Origin of the sequence: Sphingopyxis sp. USTB-05, assembly GCF_023822045.1 — a bacterium.
Taxonomy (GTDB): Bacteria; Pseudomonadota; Alphaproteobacteria; order Sphingomonadales; family Sphingomonadaceae; genus Sphingopyxis.
Genome location: NZ_CP084712.1, coordinates 483888 through 499862, shown reverse-complemented (window position 1 = coordinate 499862; position 15975 = coordinate 483888). Strand labels below are relative to the sequence as shown.

Here is a 15975-nt window from a genome sequence, read left to right as displayed (position 1 = left end):
GGAGCCACCCAAGTGGGAGAGCTGGGGTATGGGCCCCATCAGAACTTGTACGAAATGCCGACGTAAGCGCGGCGCCCGAAATAATTGCTGCGGACGAAACGGTCCTTGGTGTCGTTCCCAAGATGCTGGCGTTCTTCCGACTTGGTCAGGTTGATGACCGAAGCGGTGAGCATCAGCCCGTCCATCAGCTCGTACGAAGCGTTGATGTCGACCTGTTCATAGGGGTCGGTGTAGATGTTGAGGCCCGAAGAGAGTCCTTCGACGACTTCGCCGCGGCGGTTGTACGACGCGCGCACCAGGAACTTGTCGGTTTCATAGAAGACCGACGCGTTGACCTGCGTCTTTGCACTGCCGACGAGCGCCGACTTGCCGACCGTCTGTCCGTCGAGCGTGATGTCGGCGACCGAAGTGTCGTTATAGGTGAAGTTCACCTGCGCGCCGAGACCGAAGTCGAACGTGTGCTGGGCGTAGACTTCGACGCCCTGCGATTTGGCGTTCGAGCCGTTGGCGACGGTCGAATAGGGCTGGATCAGCACCTGTTCCCCATTCACTTCGCGCGTCACGTCGAGCACGAGCGGTACGACGAAGTCCGACACGTCCTTGCGGAATAAGCCGACGCCGAACACCGAGCCGCGCTTGAAATACCATTCGACGCCAATGTCATATTGCCAGGCCGAGAAGGGCTGGAGGTCGGCGTTGCCGCCGCTGCCCGACCAGCCTTCGAACTCGCCGAACTGGCCGCGGTCGAAGGCATATTCCGCCGAACGATAGGTCAGCGAACGCTGTGATCCGAGATCGTTGAACGACGGACGCGCGATGACCTTGGCGACGGCGCCGCGAACGACGATGTCGGGCGTGACTTCATAGACGACGTTCAGGCTGGGCAGCCAGTCGGTGTAGCTTTTCGACTGGTCGACCTGCGTGTTCACGATCACCTCGCGCTCGTCGAGCGGCCGCACCTGACAGTTGCCGTCGGCGCCGACCGGCACATTCGGATCGAACGGTCCGCCCGGACCATCGACGCAATAATCGTTGAGGAACTGGAGGCGGTCCGACGTCAGACCCGATTGCTTGGTATGTGCGACGCGGAGGCCGATGTTGCCGCGCAGCGGACCAGCCTCGAAGTCGGCCTGCACATAACCCGCGAACACCTTTTCCTTCAGGTCATAGGTGTTGTTCGGCTCGGGCACGCGCACCGACGGGCCGTAGGTGTCGTTGATATAGTCCAGATAGTTGCTGAAATTGATGCCGGGGAACAGATTTGCGTTGAACCCGCCGGCGATGTTGCCGATCGGCTGGTCATAGAAATATTCGGGCCGAGCGACCGCGCCAGCGGGCGTGTCCTGATAGCGGCGCTTGGTCGCCGGATCGGCATACCATTCGTTGCGGCCGGTTTCTCGGTGGATGCTCATTTCGCGCCATTTGCCGCCGACGCGGAACGCGCTCAAAACGCTGTCGAAACGGCGGACGAGATCGAGCTGCGCATAGCGCTGCGCGATCGCGCTGTTGGTGAAACCCGAGCCGGTCGAACCGACGTCGATCTGGGCGATCCCGTTCTTGATATTCTCCTGAAGCTCGGGCGAGAATTCCATGTTGAGATTGCCGCCGGTGAAATCCCACGAGCTCAGGAAGTTGCCGTTCTGCTCCTGACCCGTGACGGTCAGGCGCGGCTTGGCGGCGACGCCGAAGCGCATCGACGGGCCGCCGGTCGCCTTCGTCTTGCCGAATTTCAGCACTGCGTCGAAATTATCCTGGTTCCAGGCGACCTCGGTCTCGAACGTATTCGAAACCTGCTTTTCGCGGCTGTAGGAACCCGCGATCTGCGGCGTTTCCATCGTGCACGGCGGCGTATTGACGAGGCATCCGGTCCCGGCCGCAGGCACCTGGAAATTCGCCGACTGGAAGATCGTGCCGCTTTCGTCGAACGTCGGTCCGGTGAAGAAATTGCCATAACCCCATTCGGGGATCTTCAGCACATTGCTCTGCCAGTTGCTCTTATAGTCGAAGCGGAAATAATTGGCGGTGACGGTCAGATTTTCGATCGGACGCATCTGCGCAGTCGCCTGGATGCCAAGGCGTTTGCGCTGCTGCGAAAAGACTTCCGCATTGACCGACTGGGGCGCCCAATATCCCGAATAATGCTTGCCGTCCTGGCCCGTCACGCCGGTGCCGGGCCAATAGGAAATCGCGTCGTCATTCTCGAACGGATTACCGTTGACGTCGGTCGCGGGGGTGATGATGTCGTTGTTTGCGTCGCGGTCGCTCCACCAACGCCAGGTTTCGGTCGAGCCGCGGAGCTCGCGGTTTGCGCGTTCCTGATATGTCACGCCAACCAGGAAGCCGAGCCGTTCTTCGGAATCTTTCCACGAAATCTGGCCGGCGATCTGCGGGTCAAATTTCTTGGTCGTGTCCGAATAGGTACCCTCTGCGGAGACAAAGCCCGACCAGGCAGGAAGATCGAACGGACGGCGGGTGTTGAGGATGACGGTGCCGCCGACGCCGCCCTCTTCGAGCCGCGCCTCGGCCGACTTGTAGACTTCGGTGCTGGCGATGAAGTTCGACGGCAGCAGGACATAGTTGAACGAGCGCGATGGATCGCCGCTGTCGGCTCCCGCGATGAAATTGCCGTTGAGTAGCGTCAGCGTGAGGTCCGACTGAAGGCCGCGGATGCTGACGCGGCTACCCTCGCCGCCGTCGCGGGTGATGATGACGCCGGGCACCCGCTGCAACGCATCGGCGACATTCTTGTCAGGGAATTTGCCGATGTCCTCGGCGGTGATGACTTCGATCAGCGAGTTCGCTTCGCGCTTCTGCTCGAGGCTCTGCTCGATCGACTTGCGATAACCGGTCACAACGATGGCGTCGCCCGGCGCCTCTGCCGTTTCGTCCGCCGGCGGCTGCGGCGTCGGCGCGGGCGTCGCCTGCGCATGCGCCTGCCCGGCGATGCACAGCGCCGCGAGCGTGCCCGCGCTCAGCATCAGCTCGCGCACAAAACGATCGCGCCGCGCTGCTTTCGCTGAATGGATTTGTCCTGCCTTCATCACATCGACCTCCCTGTTCGAGGGGCTGTTCGCCCCCACTCGTTATTCGGCGCCTTCGGAGTCACCGAGCAGCGGATCATCGGACCCGTTGAGCCTCTATCAGAATATAAAAAACAATTTGTCAAAATAAATTTTTCGAGCCGGTGGCGAGGCGCGACGAACCGTTACAAACCCGTCACAAATGCGCATTTTTCCGCAGTTTTCCGTGGATATCGACTCGCAGCCAAAGGCAAACGGGCCCGCCATCCCCTCCTCCGGGGACGGCAGGAGCTGTCACGCTTTCTCCCGCTTCCGGTCAGTCCGGAGTCGGGGTGTTCCAAAGCGGCGCGGCGATCTTGGCCAGCGCCTCCGCCGACGCCTTCGGCACCGCGCGATCATAGGTCAAAAGACCGTTGATCTCGTCCTCCACGTCGGTCGTTTGGGTGTATACCGAGGCGCTGAGTCCATTCTCCTTCGCCTGCCGGATCACGCCCTCCATCTTGCGGCGGAAGCGCGCGAGATATTCCTTCTCGTCTCCTGCGACCTGATAGCTCCAATTGCCCTTGCCCGGTTTCCAGATATGTCCCGGCACGGGAAACCGACCCCGCCATATTCGCCGAGCACGACCGCACGGTCGGCCTGGAGCGGCGGCGTCCTCGGCACATCCTCATAGGTGTGGATGTCGAGCATGTCGGAGTCCTTCGGCGCGACGTCCAGCCAGCCCGAATTGGCGTCGACCAGCCGTGTCGGGTCGATCCCCTTCACAAAGCGCGTCAGGGTCGCCGAATCATATTGCCCCCACCCCTCATTGTTCACGACCCACGTCACGATCGAGGGGAAAGCGCGCAGTTCGCCGATCATCTCGGACAATTGCTTCTGCTGCTCGGCCATCGTCTCCGACGGGAAGATCGCCTGATATTGGCTGGTGCCGGCGAGATATTGATCCTCCCCGCCGCCCGAGGGCATATCCTGCCAGATCAGCATGCCGAGCCGGTCGGCGTCGTGATAATAGCGCGCGGGTTCGACCTTGATATGCTTGCGCAGCATGTTGAAGCCCGCCTTTTTCAGGAAAACGATGTCGCTCTTCATCGCCTCCTCCGACGGCGGCGTATAAAGGCCGTCGGGCCACCACCCCTGATCGAGCGTGCCGTGCTGAAACAGCGGCTTGTTGTTGAGCAGGATCGCAGGCTGTCCCGCGACGCGGCCGGGCCCGACCGACACTTTGCGCATCGCGAAATAAGCGGCGACGCTGTCGCGCGGCGCACCCTCAACCTTCGCCTTCGCATAGACGCGGCGCTCATGGTCGGTGAAGCGCGAGTCATAGGCCTTGCGATCGCGCTCGGCTTCGCCCGCATAAGGATCCTCGATCGTTACCAGTTCGGCCTTGAGATCGTAGAGATAGGGGTCGCCGGGCGACCAGAGATGCGCGTTCGGGATTGCGAGCGTCGCCTGCCGGTTGGCGCGGATGATCGTCGAGGCGATCGCCTTGCCGCCCGCGCTGGCGGTCAGCCGCACCGCGTCATTGTCGTTCGCCCAGCCCGAGAGCGCCACCGCGACATCGACGGTGCCGCGGTCGATATCGGGGGTCGCACGCACCTCGGCGATGTGGAGCTTGGGCACCGGTTCGATCCACACCGTCTGCCAGATGCCGCTGACCGCAGTGTACCAGATGCCGGCGGGGTCGAGAATCTGCTTGCCGCGCGGCTGCGTGCCCGCGCTGTTCGGATCGGTGACCTCGACGATCAGTTCGTTGGCGCCGGGTTTCAGATAGGGGCTGATGTCGAAGCCGAAGGCGTCGAAGCCGCCCTTGTGCGATCCGACGACCGATCCGTTGACGCGCACCGTCGCTTCATAATCGACCGCGCCGAAATTGAGCATGACATTCTGGCCGCGCCAGTCGGCGGGGACGGTGAAGCTGCGACGATACCAAAGGCGGTCGTCGGGCGTGACCTTGCGCGCGACGCGTGAGAGTTTGGACTCGACCGGAAACGGCACGAGGATTTGGCCGTCCATCGCCGCCGGACGTTCCGCCGCCTTGGGCGCGATCGCATAGTCCCACAGGCCGTTTAGGTTGACCCAGCGTTCGCGCACCATCTGCGGGCGCGGATAGAGCCGCCACGCATTTTCGGGGGTCACCTCCCTGCCCCAGCGTGTCATCAGGTCGCTGGTGTAGACGGCGTCCCCGGCGGGCGGCGCGGCGGTTTGGGCCTGTGCCGCGACCGGCGCGAGGGCAAGAAGGGACGCGGTGATCAAGAGGCTGCGCATGGATATGTCCTGTCGAATGGGGAGAGCCCAGGACCCTTGGGGGATGGCGGGTCCTGGGCTCGCGCCCCCGCGGGGGTGGCGGGGGCGGGGGGCTGGTCAGCGCTGTCGCGACATCGACGGCGGCGCGGCGTCGGGCGCGGCGCCCCACGCCTTGTTCGGTTTGGCCCCCATGGTGAAGACGAAGGTCGCGCCGTCCTTCACATCATCGTGGCGGAACCACGGCTTGTTCCACGGTTTGCCGTTCAGCGTCGCGGACTGGATATAGACGTTGGTCGGCGAATTATTCTTCGCAACGATGCGGAGCGTCTTGCCATTCCCCATGTCGAGGCTGGCGTCGTCGAAGACGGGACTGCCGATGATATAGTCCTGGCTCGACGGATCGACCGGATAGAAACCGAGAGCAGAAAGCGCGTACCAGGATGAAGTCGCGCCCTGATCGTCCATGCCCGGATAGCCGTAACCTGCCGCGTCGCTGCCATAGGTGCGGTCGAGGATCTGGCGCACCAGCGCCTGCGTCTTCCAAGGCTGGCCGCTCCAGTTGTAATAATAGGGCGCCTGCTGGTCGGGCTGGTTGCCGTGGACATATTGGCCGATCACGCCGGTGCAGTCGCGGCAGATGCCCGTCGGATTGTAGGGCTTGGTGAAAAACTCGTCGAGCTTGGCGTTGAACGCATCGCGCCCGCCAAGAAGGCCGATCAGCCCCTGCACGTCGTGCGGCGCGAGCCACAGCGTCGACCAGCCCGACGCCTCCTTCATCATGAAATTATAATAAGGTTCTTGCGGGTCGAAGGGCGCGATCCACTTGCCGTCGGCGGTGCGCCCGCGGATGAAGCCGATCGATTTGTCGAACACATTGGCGTAGTTGCGCGCACGCTTCAGGAACATCCGGTAGTCGGCGTCCTTGCCGAGCTTTTTCGCGTAGAGCGCGAGCGCATAATCGTCCCACGCATATTCGAGCGTCTTTGCCGCGCCCGCCTTGCCCCCGGCATAGGGCGGGCTGGGATTGTGATCGGGCACGATGTCCGAAATCCAGCCCTGCTTCATATATTCGGCAAGATAGCCCCGCGGCCCCTTTGGGTCGGTCGCATTCTTGCGCATATATTCATAGGCGGCCTCATAATCGAATTCGATGCCGCGCTCCCACGCCCCGAGGTAGAGGAACACCGCATTGTCGCCATGGAACGAGGTGTTCATATAGCCTTGCTCGCGCGCCATCGCGAGTTCGGACGCCATGATGTCCTTGACGACCTCCGGCTCCATCAGTTCGAGCAGCACGATCTGGTTGCGCCCCGTATCCCAGAAGGGCACCGGCCCGTAACGGTCGTGCGTCGCGACCTGCACCTTGCCGTTGGTGTCGGCGAAATTCTCACCCTTCGCCGCGATCAAGCGCGGCGAAGCGAAAGACTGGTACAGCGTCGAGTAGAAGAGCTTCCGCTGCTTGTCGGTGCCGCCCGACACGCGGACGCGGCCGAGAAGCTGCGCCCACTGGCCCTGTGCGGCGGCGTGGACGCCGTCGAAATCCCAGCCGGGGACCTCGTCCGCAAGCCGCTGCTGCGCCTGTTCATAGCTGGTGCCATGCGCCATCTTCACGAGCACCTGTTCACCCGCTTTCGTCGGGAAGCTGACGTAGCTGCCCGAATAGCTGCCCGATATTTCGCGCGCGCCGGGCTGGACGTCGCTGGTGCCGATGCCCCAGCCCTGATTGTCTCCGGGCGCCTTACGGAAGGTCCCGAGCGCCGTGAAAGGTTTCGAGAATTCGGCGACGAAATAGGCGCCGTCGACGCTGCGACTCTCGTTCGACTTGCCGCGCACGATGCGGTCACCGACGATCTCGACCGAGCCGCCATGGCGCGGGAAGTTGACGATGATGTTCGATCGTTCGCTCGCCGGAAAGGTGAAGCGCATCACGCTTGCCCAGCGTGTTGCGGTCAGTTCGGCCTGCGTCTTGAAGCTGTCGAGATAGACCGAATAATAACCCGGCCGAGCCTTCTCGCGCGACTTGTCATAATAGGATTGGCTATATGCGGGCGGCGGCGACCAGTCGCCGACCACGGGCATGATAAAGGGTTCGGCATTGCCGCCATAGGTCGGCCCGCCGCCGCCGGTGAAACCGATCATCGTCGGGTTGGTGTAATAATAGGGGACCGGCACGCCGTTCGGATATTGAAGCTCGATATTATTGTTGACCGGCGCGGCCGCGACCGACCCGTGCGGCAGCAGCGCGGCGGGCGAGGTTTGCCCCGAATAGACGGGTTCGCCCGGCGGCGGCGCATTGCCGATCACCGCCGGATCGTCGAGCGGCGCGGTGCCGACGAGCGGATCGGCGAGTTCGACCGGCGATTGGCCGGCTTTCGGCTGCGCCGCGACGGGAGAGAGCGCGAGCATCAACGGCAACACCGCCGCCGACGATGCCAATATGGCGCCAAACTTCCGCGCGCGGTTCCAATTTCTATCGATATCCATTGCGACCCTCTTCCCTGAATATTTTCGTTGATTGCTTGGTCAGTGCGGCGAACTTGCGATGGCTTGCGCGCGCGCCGGCACCCGCGCCGCGCGCCAGCCGAACAGCGCGATGACGAGGTAACAGGCCATCGGCACCAGAAAGGCGAGGAAGCGGCTGCCGCTAGCGTCGGCGACCCCAGCGAAGACAAGCGGGACGAGCGCGCCCCCGACGATCGCCATGCACAGCAGCCCGGAGGTCGCCGACGCGGGCGCGGTCGACCGCTCGATGGTCAGCGAAAAGATCACCGGGAACATGATCGAGTTGAACAGCCCGACCGAGATGGCGAGGACGCCCGCCGCCGGACCGCTGATCTGGCTGATCGTCAGGCAGAGCAGCGCCGCGGCGACGGCCGCCACCGCAAGCAGCGGTCCGGCCGGGAGTCGGTAGAGCAGCCCCGAGCCGACAAAGCGCCCGATCATCGCGCCGAGCCAATAGAGGCTGACGAGGCTGCCCGCTTGCACCGCGCTGATCGCGAACACATCGGGCTGTTCAAGGAAATTGACCATCGCGCTGCCGATCGCGACCTCGGCGCCGACATAGAGGAAGATCGAGAGCGCCCCGGCGAGCGCCCAGGGCGAGGCGAAGGCGCTCGACACGCGCGCGCCCGTTTCGACCGGCGGCGCCGCGGCGGTGATCTCGTGGCGGACACGGTAGAGGAACATTGCGAGCACTGCGATGACCGCCGCGATGAAGATATAGGCGACGTCGATCCGGCCGAGCGAATAGGCGATCTTCGCCTCGGTCACCTGGCCGGCTTCGAAGAGCCCGCCCTGCAGCAACGTGCGAGCGGCAAGATAGGGCGCAATCACCGTGCCGAGCGAATTGAACGCCTGGCTCAGGACCAACCGGAAATGCGAGCGGTCGGGGCGGCCGAGCGATGCCGACAGCGGATTCGCCGCAACCTGCAGCAGCGTGATCCCCGACGCGATGACGAACAGACCGACGAGCACGATCGCATATTCGCGCACGATGGTCGCAAACGGCATGATCAGGCAGCCGACGATCATCGTCGCGAGCGCCGCGACGATCGAATTGGCGGCGCCGAGGCGTCCCATGATCGCCGCAGCGGGTAGCGAGACGACGCCATAGGCCATGAAGAAGGCGAATTGCGTAAGGAAGCTTTCGGTATCGCTGAGCGCGAAGATCGCCTTCACCGCCGGGATCAATATATCGTTGACCGCGGTCACCGCTCCCCAGACGAAGAAGAGCATCGTGACATAGGCGAAGGTCCAGGCGGTGCCCGAGCGGCCAGCGGTCATGCGAGCCTCCCCTCGCCGGGGTAGGCGAGCAACAGGTCGGCCCCGGTCTCGGCATCAATCCGAACCGAACCGGTGAGCGACCAGCATTCGCCCGCCGCCAAAGAGGCGCCATCGACGGTACCCTGGCCCGAAACCGGGATCAGCCATGCCGTGACGCTATCCGGGAGGTCGATCGCGCGCGTGCCGCCTGCCAGCCGTTCGAGGACGAATTTGGGCCCGTCGACGAGGATATTGCGGTCGTCGGCGACGCGGCCAGGCGAGGGATATGCGGCATAGGGCTGCGGATCGGACACCGCGATGCCGTCCTCCAGATGCAGTTCGCGAGGGCGCCCATAGTCATAGAGGCGGTATGTCGTCTCGCTGTTCTGCTGCACTTCGATCAGCGTCAGTCCGGCGCCGATCGCATGCACCGTGCCCGACGGGACGTAGAAGAAATCGCCTGCCTTTACGGGCTTCCAGTCGAGCAATTGCTCGATGCGGCCGTCGAGCGCGGCGTCGCGCAGCACGCCCGCATCGACCGGTGCCTTCGTTCCGAGCGCGATGGTGGCTTCGGGCGCAGCATCGAGGATCAGCCAGCATTCGTCCTTGCCGCGCGGCAGTCCGCGCGCATGCGCCTGCGCGTCGTCGGGATGGACCTGCACCGACAGTTTTTCACTGGTGAAGAGATATTTGATCAGGAGGTCGGGCGTGCTGTCGCCGGGCGCCTGGAACCATATCTCGCCGACCGGTTCACCGCCCGCGGGCGGATCGCGAAACGACCCCCAAAGCTGGTGGCGCCCCCAGGGCTTCTCCACGCGATGGGTCGCAAGCAATGTCGCCGGCACGAGTCTCTCCCTGTTTCCCAGCCGCCGTTCCGGGTCTGGTTTCTTGAAAACTGCCCCGGCCGACTGCTCCTCGTCAAGATAATAATGAAAATTAATTTATTTGATCGAAATCGCCTTTGTGGCATGTCCGCAGGCAATCAGGACGAGCGCCGACGCTCGATCCGTTGGAGAGAGTGGATGACAGGCAAGCGCGACAGCGAAGCATTTTCTGTACCCGGTGTACCGCACCGTTCGGGAGGCCGCGGCACCCTCGCCGCCGCGATCGGGACGGCAGCCCTCGCGGGCCTCCTCTTCGGGTTCGATACCGCGGTCATTGCCGGGGTGACGGGTGACCTGACCCACCTGTTCGCGCTCACGCCCGAAACGCTTGGCATTACCGTATCGGCGGCACTTTGGGGCACGCTGGTCGGGGCGCTGTTCGCGGGCAAACCCGGCGACGCCTTTGGGAGTCGCGACAGCCTGCGGATGCTCGCCGCCTTTTATTTCATCGCGGGGCTGGGTTGCGCACTGGCGCCAAGCTGGCCGCTGTTCCTGATCTTCCGATTCCTGTGCGGGCTCGCAATCGGCGGTTCGTCAGTGCTCGCCCCCGTCTATATCGCCGAGATCGCGCCACCGCGGCACCGCGGATCGCTCGTCGGCCTGTTCCAGCTAATGATCGTTACCGGCATTCTCGTCGCCTATCTGAGCAACGCAACGATCGCGGGACTGGTCGGTGACGAAGCCGCGTGGCGGTGGAAGCTGGGCGTCACCGCCGCTCCTGCCCTGCTCTTCTTCACCCTGCTGTTCGCAATCCCCAACAGCCCGCGCTGGCTCGTCACAAAGGGGCGCCGGCCCGAAGCGGGGGTCGCCCTCATACGGATCGGCACGCCCCCCGATGCAGCCGAGGCCGAGCTCCGCCGCGTCGAACAGGCGCTAGAACGCGACCCGCCGGGTGAAAAGCTGTCGTGGCGCCACCATCGCCGGCCGATGATGCTCGCAGTCCTCGTCGCGATGTTCAACCAGCTCGCGGGCATCAACGCCGTTCTCTATTATCTGAACGACATCTTCGCGCGCGCCGGTTCGCTTTCGCCCGACCGTCAGGCGGTGCTGATCGGCATCGCCAACCTCGTGTTCACACTCGTCGGCATGGCGTTGATCGACAGGATCGGACGCAAGACGCTGTTGCTCGCGGGCGCCGCCGGCATGACCCTGTGCCTCGCCGCCGCTGCGGCCGTCCTGTTCGGCTGGGTCGGAAACGGGATGATGCTGCCCGCGCTTATCGGCTTCATCGCCTTCTTCGCGACCAGCCAGGGGGCGGTCATCTGGGTCTATATCTCGGAAATATTCCCGACCCCCGTCCGCGCGCGGGGCAGCGCGCTCGGCGCAAGCACGCATTGGCTGATGAATGCGCTGATCGCGGGTATCTTCCCGATATTGGTGGCCTGGTCGCCCGGGGCGCCGTTCGCGATCTTCGCCGCCGCGATGATCGTCCAGTTCATCGTCGTCGCCGCAATCTTCCCCGAAACACGGGGCGTCGACCTCGACGAAATGGCCCAGCGGATCGAGTAGAGGCTCAGCGCCCCGCCTGCATCAAGATCGATTCGGATGGCAGGACATTGTCGAGGAACGGAATGATCGCAGCGCCGATCGCCGACGCATCGTCGGCCGCCTCGGCGCGGCGCACGGGCGCGACCACGGGAAGCTGGCGCCCCGCCATCCGCGCATTGAGCCGCTCGACGAGGGCATCGACCAATTTGCCCGGAAGGCGTCCGCCGATGAGGATCGCGGCTGGATTGATCAGGCAATTGACCGCGATCAGCGGCTGAACCAGCACGTCCGCGGCATCGTCGAGCCATTGTACGATCACCGCCTGCTGATCCGCCGGGCCGTCGATCAGCCCTTCGGGACCATCGACGACATGTCCGGCGGTTTCCAGTCGCGCATAAAGCGCCGACAGCGACACCGTATCCTGCACATTCGCGCCCTCGCCGCGCGCGGGATCGGGCATCGCCCAGACCTCGCCCGACCGCGAATCGGCACCGCGGACATAGCTGCGGTCGATGACGAGCCCCCCGCCGAGACCCGCACTGATGAGTAGATAAAAGAAGCTCGGCAGCGCGATACCGTTGCCCAAATGCACTTCGCCGAGCGCCGCCGACGCGGCGTCATTGTCAGCGTGGAGCGGCCAAGGGAGCACTTCGCCGAGCAGAGCGCCCAGATCGATACCGTCCCACGCGTCATATTCGGCCGGCCGGTGCGGCAAAGAGATTCGCCCGAGATCGTCGGGCAGCGCGACGCCAACGCCGAGGATGCGCGTCCGATCGACGCCGCCCTCTTCGAGCAACCCGGGCAGGATATCGCGGACATGATCGACGACCGTTCCGGGCAGCGCAAAGGCGATCTCGCGCGTATGTCGGCTGCGAATCTTGCCCGCGAGGTCGAGCGTCACCAGCGTGATATGGTCGCGGTCGATATTGAGGCCGATCGAAAAGGCGCCGTCGGGATCGATGACGATCCGCATCGCGGGCTGGCCGCGCTTGCCCTGCAGCCGCCCTGCCGGCTTGACGAGCCCCATGTCGATCAGCCGCTTGGTGATGTTGACGATCGTCGGCGGCGTAAGCCCGGTTACGCGCGCCAGATCGCTGCGCGTCGTTTCGTCGGTCAGGCGGATGGCCTGCAGCACGATCCGCTGATTATAATCGCCGGCGCGCTCAAGATTTGTACCCGACAGGCTGAGCGTCAGCCGGGCATCGCGCGCCTCGGAACCACTTTTTGTCGATTGCCGCCGGTCAAGACCCGGAAGATTAAGGGCCATCGCTGATTGTCCTTCAAGCTGGTCCGAATGCCCGGCGCCCCCCGCCAAACAGATTCGATCATAAAGTATAGGCGCTTTAATAATTCGATTTTAGATAAAGCGGAGCACTGCCCTCCTGTCAATGACGGGCGGTGCAGATCATTGGCCGCGCACATCTTTTATCGCTTGATCTCAACCAGAGTTGAGGTTGCAGAGGGCGTGCAACACCGATTTTCGCTGGAGTGAGCATGGATAGTCAAACCCCCGCCGGCCGCCTTGCCGTATGGCGCGATCTGCTTTCGGGCGGGCGTGGCCCCGCGCTCGCGCTGATCCTGCTCGGCTGCTGGGTTGTGGCGGCCGATTCGCTGGTGACCGCGACGATCATGCCGAGTGTCGGCGCAGCGCTCGACGGCTATGCCTGGTTCGGCTGGGCGGGATCGGGCTTCATGACCGGACTTGTTGTCGCGGGCGCGTCGGCGGGATGGCTGGCCGAGCGTATCGGCCTGCGCGCAGCGATGATCCTTTCCGGCATCACCTTCGCGCTGGGTTGCGCGATGAGCGCCGCAGCGCCCGGAATCGCCCTGTTCCTCGCGGGCCGTGTGGTGCAGGGCGCGGCGGCGGGCTGGATCGGCGGGCTGATCTATGTCGCCATGGCGCTGCTGTTTCCCGGCCGCCATCTGCCGCGGGTCTTCGCGCTGTGCACTGCGACCTGGGGGATCGCCACGCTGGCCGGCCCGCTGCTTGGCGGCGTTTTCGCCGACGCGGGCCTTTGGCGCGGCATATTCTGGCTGTTCGCGGCGCAAGCGATCCTGTTTGCCGTGGCGAGCTGGTTCCTCGTTCCACCCCCCACCGATCGCCGCACCGACAGCGCGCTGCCGCTCTCGACCATGTCGCTCGTCGCACTCGGCATCGGCGCCGTCGCGACCGCGGGCGTAACCGGGGGGCTGTTCGTCCCGGCGCTCCTGTTGACCGGGGGCGTGCTCCTGCTCGGGGCAGCGTTCGCTATCGATCGCACCAGCGATAACGGGCTGCTTCCGCGCCGCAAAAATGCCTTCCCGCTGGGCGTCGCCTATCTGACCTATTTCGCCACCACTGCGGCAGGCACCGCTTTCGCGCTCTATGCACCCGCCATGTTGCAGATCAGCGCAAAGCTGAGCGCACTGGAGGCGGGTTATGTCGTCGCGATCGAAGCACTGGCCTGGACGCTGGCGTCACTCTCCGTATCGGGCGCGCCGGCGCGCTGGCAGGCGCGGCTGATCGTGATCGGGGCAGCCGCGATCCTTGCGGGCAATATCGGAATTCCCCTGTCGATGGCACGCGAAAGCCTGTTCGCCACGGGCGTCTTCGCGGCGATGCTCGGCGGCGGCTTCGGCATTTCATACGCGTTTCTGGGCCAGCAGGTCATCGGATCGTTCGACGACGCATCGCGAACGCGCGGCTCGGCCGCGATCGGTACCGCGCGCAATGCGGGTGGAGCGATCGGTGCGGCGATCGCCGGAGTGGGCGCGAATGCTGCGGGCTTTGGCGAAGGGCTCAGCAGCGCCAACCTCTCGGCCGTCGCCTGGGGCGCGATCGGGATCGGCATCCCCTTTGCGCTGGCCGGACTGATCGGCGCGATCCGGCTTGCCCGGCCCCCAACGCCCTTGCCCGCCCCGGCCTGATGAAAGTCGCCGAATTCAACCCGGATGCGCGGCACATCCAGTCGGCCGCGCACGCAGCAGGGCACGGCCCACGGCGACACCGGTCGTCCGCCCGTCATCGACCGCCAGCGCGCCGTTGACGAATAATTTGCTGACACCGACGCTCAATTCGCGCGGGCGCACATAATCGGCGCGCGGCGCATATTGGTCGGGGTCAAAGACGAGCACATCGGCGAAATAGCCGGGACGCAGATAGCCCCGCCGGTCGAGCTTGTAGATGTCGGCGGTGCGCCCTGTCGACTGGCGGATGAAAGTCCCGAGGTCGATGACCTTCCGTTCACGGACATAGCGGACATATTTTTCGGGAAAGGTCGCGAACATGCGGGGATGGCCGTCCGATCCGTCGGACGATGTCACCATCCACGGCTGCTTCATCAACAGGTCGACGTCGGCCTGCGCCATGTTGAACGAGGCGACCGCAGCGCCGCCGCCTGTCCGCCGCTGATCGTCGGACTCGATACTTTGCCGGATGATGCGCAACGCCGCGTCGCGGCTGTCCATCTTCCATGCCTCCGCAACCTCGGCGAGCGTCTGTCCGGTCCAGGGAAAGCCCTGTGCAATGAGCAGTAGTGCACCCGCCCCGCCGCGCCGACGCAGATTCTCCTGCATCTCGCCGCGAATCCGTTCCAGCGTCGCAGGATCATCGAGCCGCCTCAACAAGGCAGGTCCACCGCCATCGACCGCCCAGCGCGGCAGCAGCGACGCGTCGAGGCTGGACCCCGACGCCAGCCATGGATATTGATCGGCCGTCACATCCACGCCTGCCTTGCGGGCGGCGTCGATCGCTGCGATCACCGCGCCAGCCTGTCCGTGGACGTCGACGCCGAGCGCCTTAAGATGCGCAAAATGGACGGGCATTCCTGCGTGTCGCCCGATGCCGATCGCCTCCTGCACCGATCCGAGCAGGCCGATGCTATAGCTCGATTCATCGCGCTGATGCGTGTCATAGATGCCGCCGCGGCTCGCCGCCTCGCGCGCAACCGCCACGACCTCTTCGGTCTTGGCAAAGCTTTGCGGTGCGTAGAAGAGACCGGTGGAAAGCCCGACGGCGCCCTCGCACATCCCCTTTGCCACCAGCGCCTTCATCCGGTCGAGTTCCCCAGGGCTCGGCGCACGTGCATCCTGACCGAGCACACGCTGCCGAACCGGGCCGAATCCGACGAAGGGAACGATATTAGTGCCGATTCCCGACGCCGCCAGCTTGCCGCTATCCTCGGCAACATCGGGGGTACCCGACCCGTCGACCCCAATCATCACGGTGGTGACGCCCTGAGCCAGCCACGCCGCGTTGACGCGCACGGCCTTGTCGGGCGAGCGGATGAAGCTGTCGGCATGGGTGTGCGGATCGATGAAGCCGGGGGCGACAATCAGGCCCTTCGCATCGATGATCCTGGGCGCCGAATAGCGGCCCGACTTGCCGACATAGACGATCTGGTCACCGCGAATGGCGACATCGCCGACAAAGGCTTTGCCCTCACCCCCGTCATAGATCGTGCCGCCGCGGATGATCACGTCGACCGTCTGGTCCGCCTTTGCGGCCGCGCCCGAAACACAGAGAAGCGCCGCAACCGCCGAGAGCGAGCCGATCGTCCGGCGGACGGATGGTGAAGCAAACGACATCGGCATGACCT

General features: G+C 64.4%; 10 protein-coding genes. 2 read left to right on the top strand and 8 right to left on the bottom strand.

Annotation, left to right across the window (positions count from 1 at the left end; translation table 11 throughout):
- Positions 1 to 38: 38 nt before the first annotated feature.
- The 6 genes from KEC45_RS02220 to KEC45_RS02195 all read right to left on the bottom strand — a co-directional run bounded on the left by KEC45_RS02220 (position 39) and on the right by KEC45_RS02195 (position 9871).
- Complete coding sequence (locus KEC45_RS02220) at positions 39 to 3041, bottom strand: TonB-dependent receptor (protein WP_062186828.1); 3003 nt, start codon at positions 3039 to 3041, stop codon at positions 39 to 41.
- 295 nt (positions 3042 to 3336) lie between these two features.
- Complete coding sequence (locus KEC45_RS02215) at positions 3337 to 3510, bottom strand: hypothetical protein (RefSeq protein WP_252171458.1); 174 nt, start codon at positions 3508 to 3510, stop codon at positions 3337 to 3339.
- Positions 3507 to 5285: a glycoside hydrolase family 2 protein gene (locus KEC45_RS02210; protein ID WP_252171457.1), complete on the bottom strand. Its 1779-nt coding sequence runs from the start codon at positions 5283 to 5285 to the stop codon at positions 3507 to 3509. The genes KEC45_RS02215 and KEC45_RS02210 overlap by 4 nt, the downstream gene beginning before the upstream one ends.
- A gap of 96 nt (positions 5286 to 5381) precedes the next feature.
- Positions 5382 to 7748, bottom strand: a complete 2367-nt coding sequence (locus KEC45_RS02205; protein ID WP_062184774.1) for a GH92 family glycosyl hydrolase — start codon at positions 7746 to 7748, stop codon at positions 5382 to 5384.
- A gap of 39 nt (positions 7749 to 7787) precedes the next feature.
- Positions 7788 to 9047: a sugar MFS transporter gene (locus tag KEC45_RS02200; RefSeq protein WP_062184777.1), complete on the bottom strand. Its 1260-nt coding sequence runs from the start codon at positions 9045 to 9047 to the stop codon at positions 7788 to 7790.
- Entirely contained in the window at positions 9044 to 9871 is an 828-nt protein-coding gene (locus tag KEC45_RS02195; RefSeq protein ID WP_062184780.1) for a class I mannose-6-phosphate isomerase, read from the bottom strand. Before KEC45_RS02195 ends, KEC45_RS02200 begins: the two co-directional genes overlap by 4 nt.
- 177 nt (positions 9872 to 10048) lie before the next feature.
- On the opposite strand from KEC45_RS02195, the gene KEC45_RS02190 reads away from it, so the two are divergent.
- The gene (locus tag KEC45_RS02190; protein WP_252171456.1) at positions 10049 to 11419 is read left to right on the top strand and encodes a sugar porter family MFS transporter; all 1371 of its coding nucleotides are present in this window, start codon (positions 10049 to 10051) and stop codon (positions 11417 to 11419) included.
- Positions 11420 to 11423: 4 nt separating this feature from the next.
- On the opposite strand, the gene KEC45_RS02185 is transcribed toward KEC45_RS02190, so the two are convergent.
- The gene (locus KEC45_RS02185; RefSeq protein WP_062184786.1) at positions 11424 to 12665 is read right to left on the bottom strand and encodes an ROK family transcriptional regulator; all 1242 of its coding nucleotides are present in this window, start codon (positions 12663 to 12665) and stop codon (positions 11424 to 11426) included.
- Positions 12666 to 12892: 227 nt separating this feature from the next.
- Between KEC45_RS02185 and KEC45_RS02180 the strand changes: the two genes are divergently transcribed.
- Positions 12893 to 14305 carry an MFS transporter gene (locus tag KEC45_RS02180; RefSeq protein ID WP_062184789.1) on the top strand — a complete coding sequence of 471 codons (1413 nt, stop codon included), beginning with the start codon at positions 12893 to 12895 and terminating at the stop codon, positions 14303 to 14305.
- 15 nt (positions 14306 to 14320) lie between these two features.
- Here KEC45_RS02180 and KEC45_RS02175 read toward each other — a convergent pair whose 3' ends face one another.
- Positions 14321 to 15970, bottom strand: a complete 1650-nt coding sequence (locus KEC45_RS02175; RefSeq protein WP_062184791.1) for an amidohydrolase family protein — start codon at positions 15968 to 15970, stop codon at positions 14321 to 14323.
- Between the last annotated feature and the right edge of the window lie 5 nt (positions 15971 to 15975).

Excerpts from the sequence above, each read along its gene's own strand:
- KEC45_RS02220 (WP_062186828.1), bottom strand. The coding sequence starts at position 3,041 with ATGAAGGCAGGACAAATCCATTCAGCGAAAGCAGCGCGGCGCGATCGT.
- KEC45_RS02210 (WP_252171457.1), bottom strand. The coding sequence starts at position 5,285 with ATGCGCAGCCTCTTGATCACCGCGTCCCTTCTTGCCCTCGCGCCGGTC.
- KEC45_RS02205 (WP_062184774.1), bottom strand. The coding sequence starts at position 7,748 with ATGGATATCGATAGAAATTGGAACCGCGCGCGGAAGTTTGGCGCCATA.
- KEC45_RS02200 (WP_062184777.1), bottom strand. The coding sequence starts at position 9,047 with ATGACCGCTGGCCGCTCGGGCACCGCCTGGACCTTCGCCTATGTCACG.
- KEC45_RS02190 (WP_252171456.1), top strand. The coding sequence starts at position 10,049 with ATGACAGGCAAGCGCGACAGCGAAGCATTTTCTGTACCCGGTGTACCG.
- KEC45_RS02185 (WP_062184786.1), bottom strand. The coding sequence starts at position 12,665 with ATGGCCCTTAATCTTCCGGGTCTTGACCGGCGGCAATCGACAAAAAGT.
- KEC45_RS02180 (WP_062184789.1), top strand. The coding sequence starts at position 12,893 with ATGGATAGTCAAACCCCCGCCGGCCGCCTTGCCGTATGGCGCGATCTG.
- KEC45_RS02175 (WP_062184791.1), bottom strand. The coding sequence starts at position 15,970 with ATGCCGATGTCGTTTGCTTCACCATCCGTCCGCCGGACGATCGGCTCG.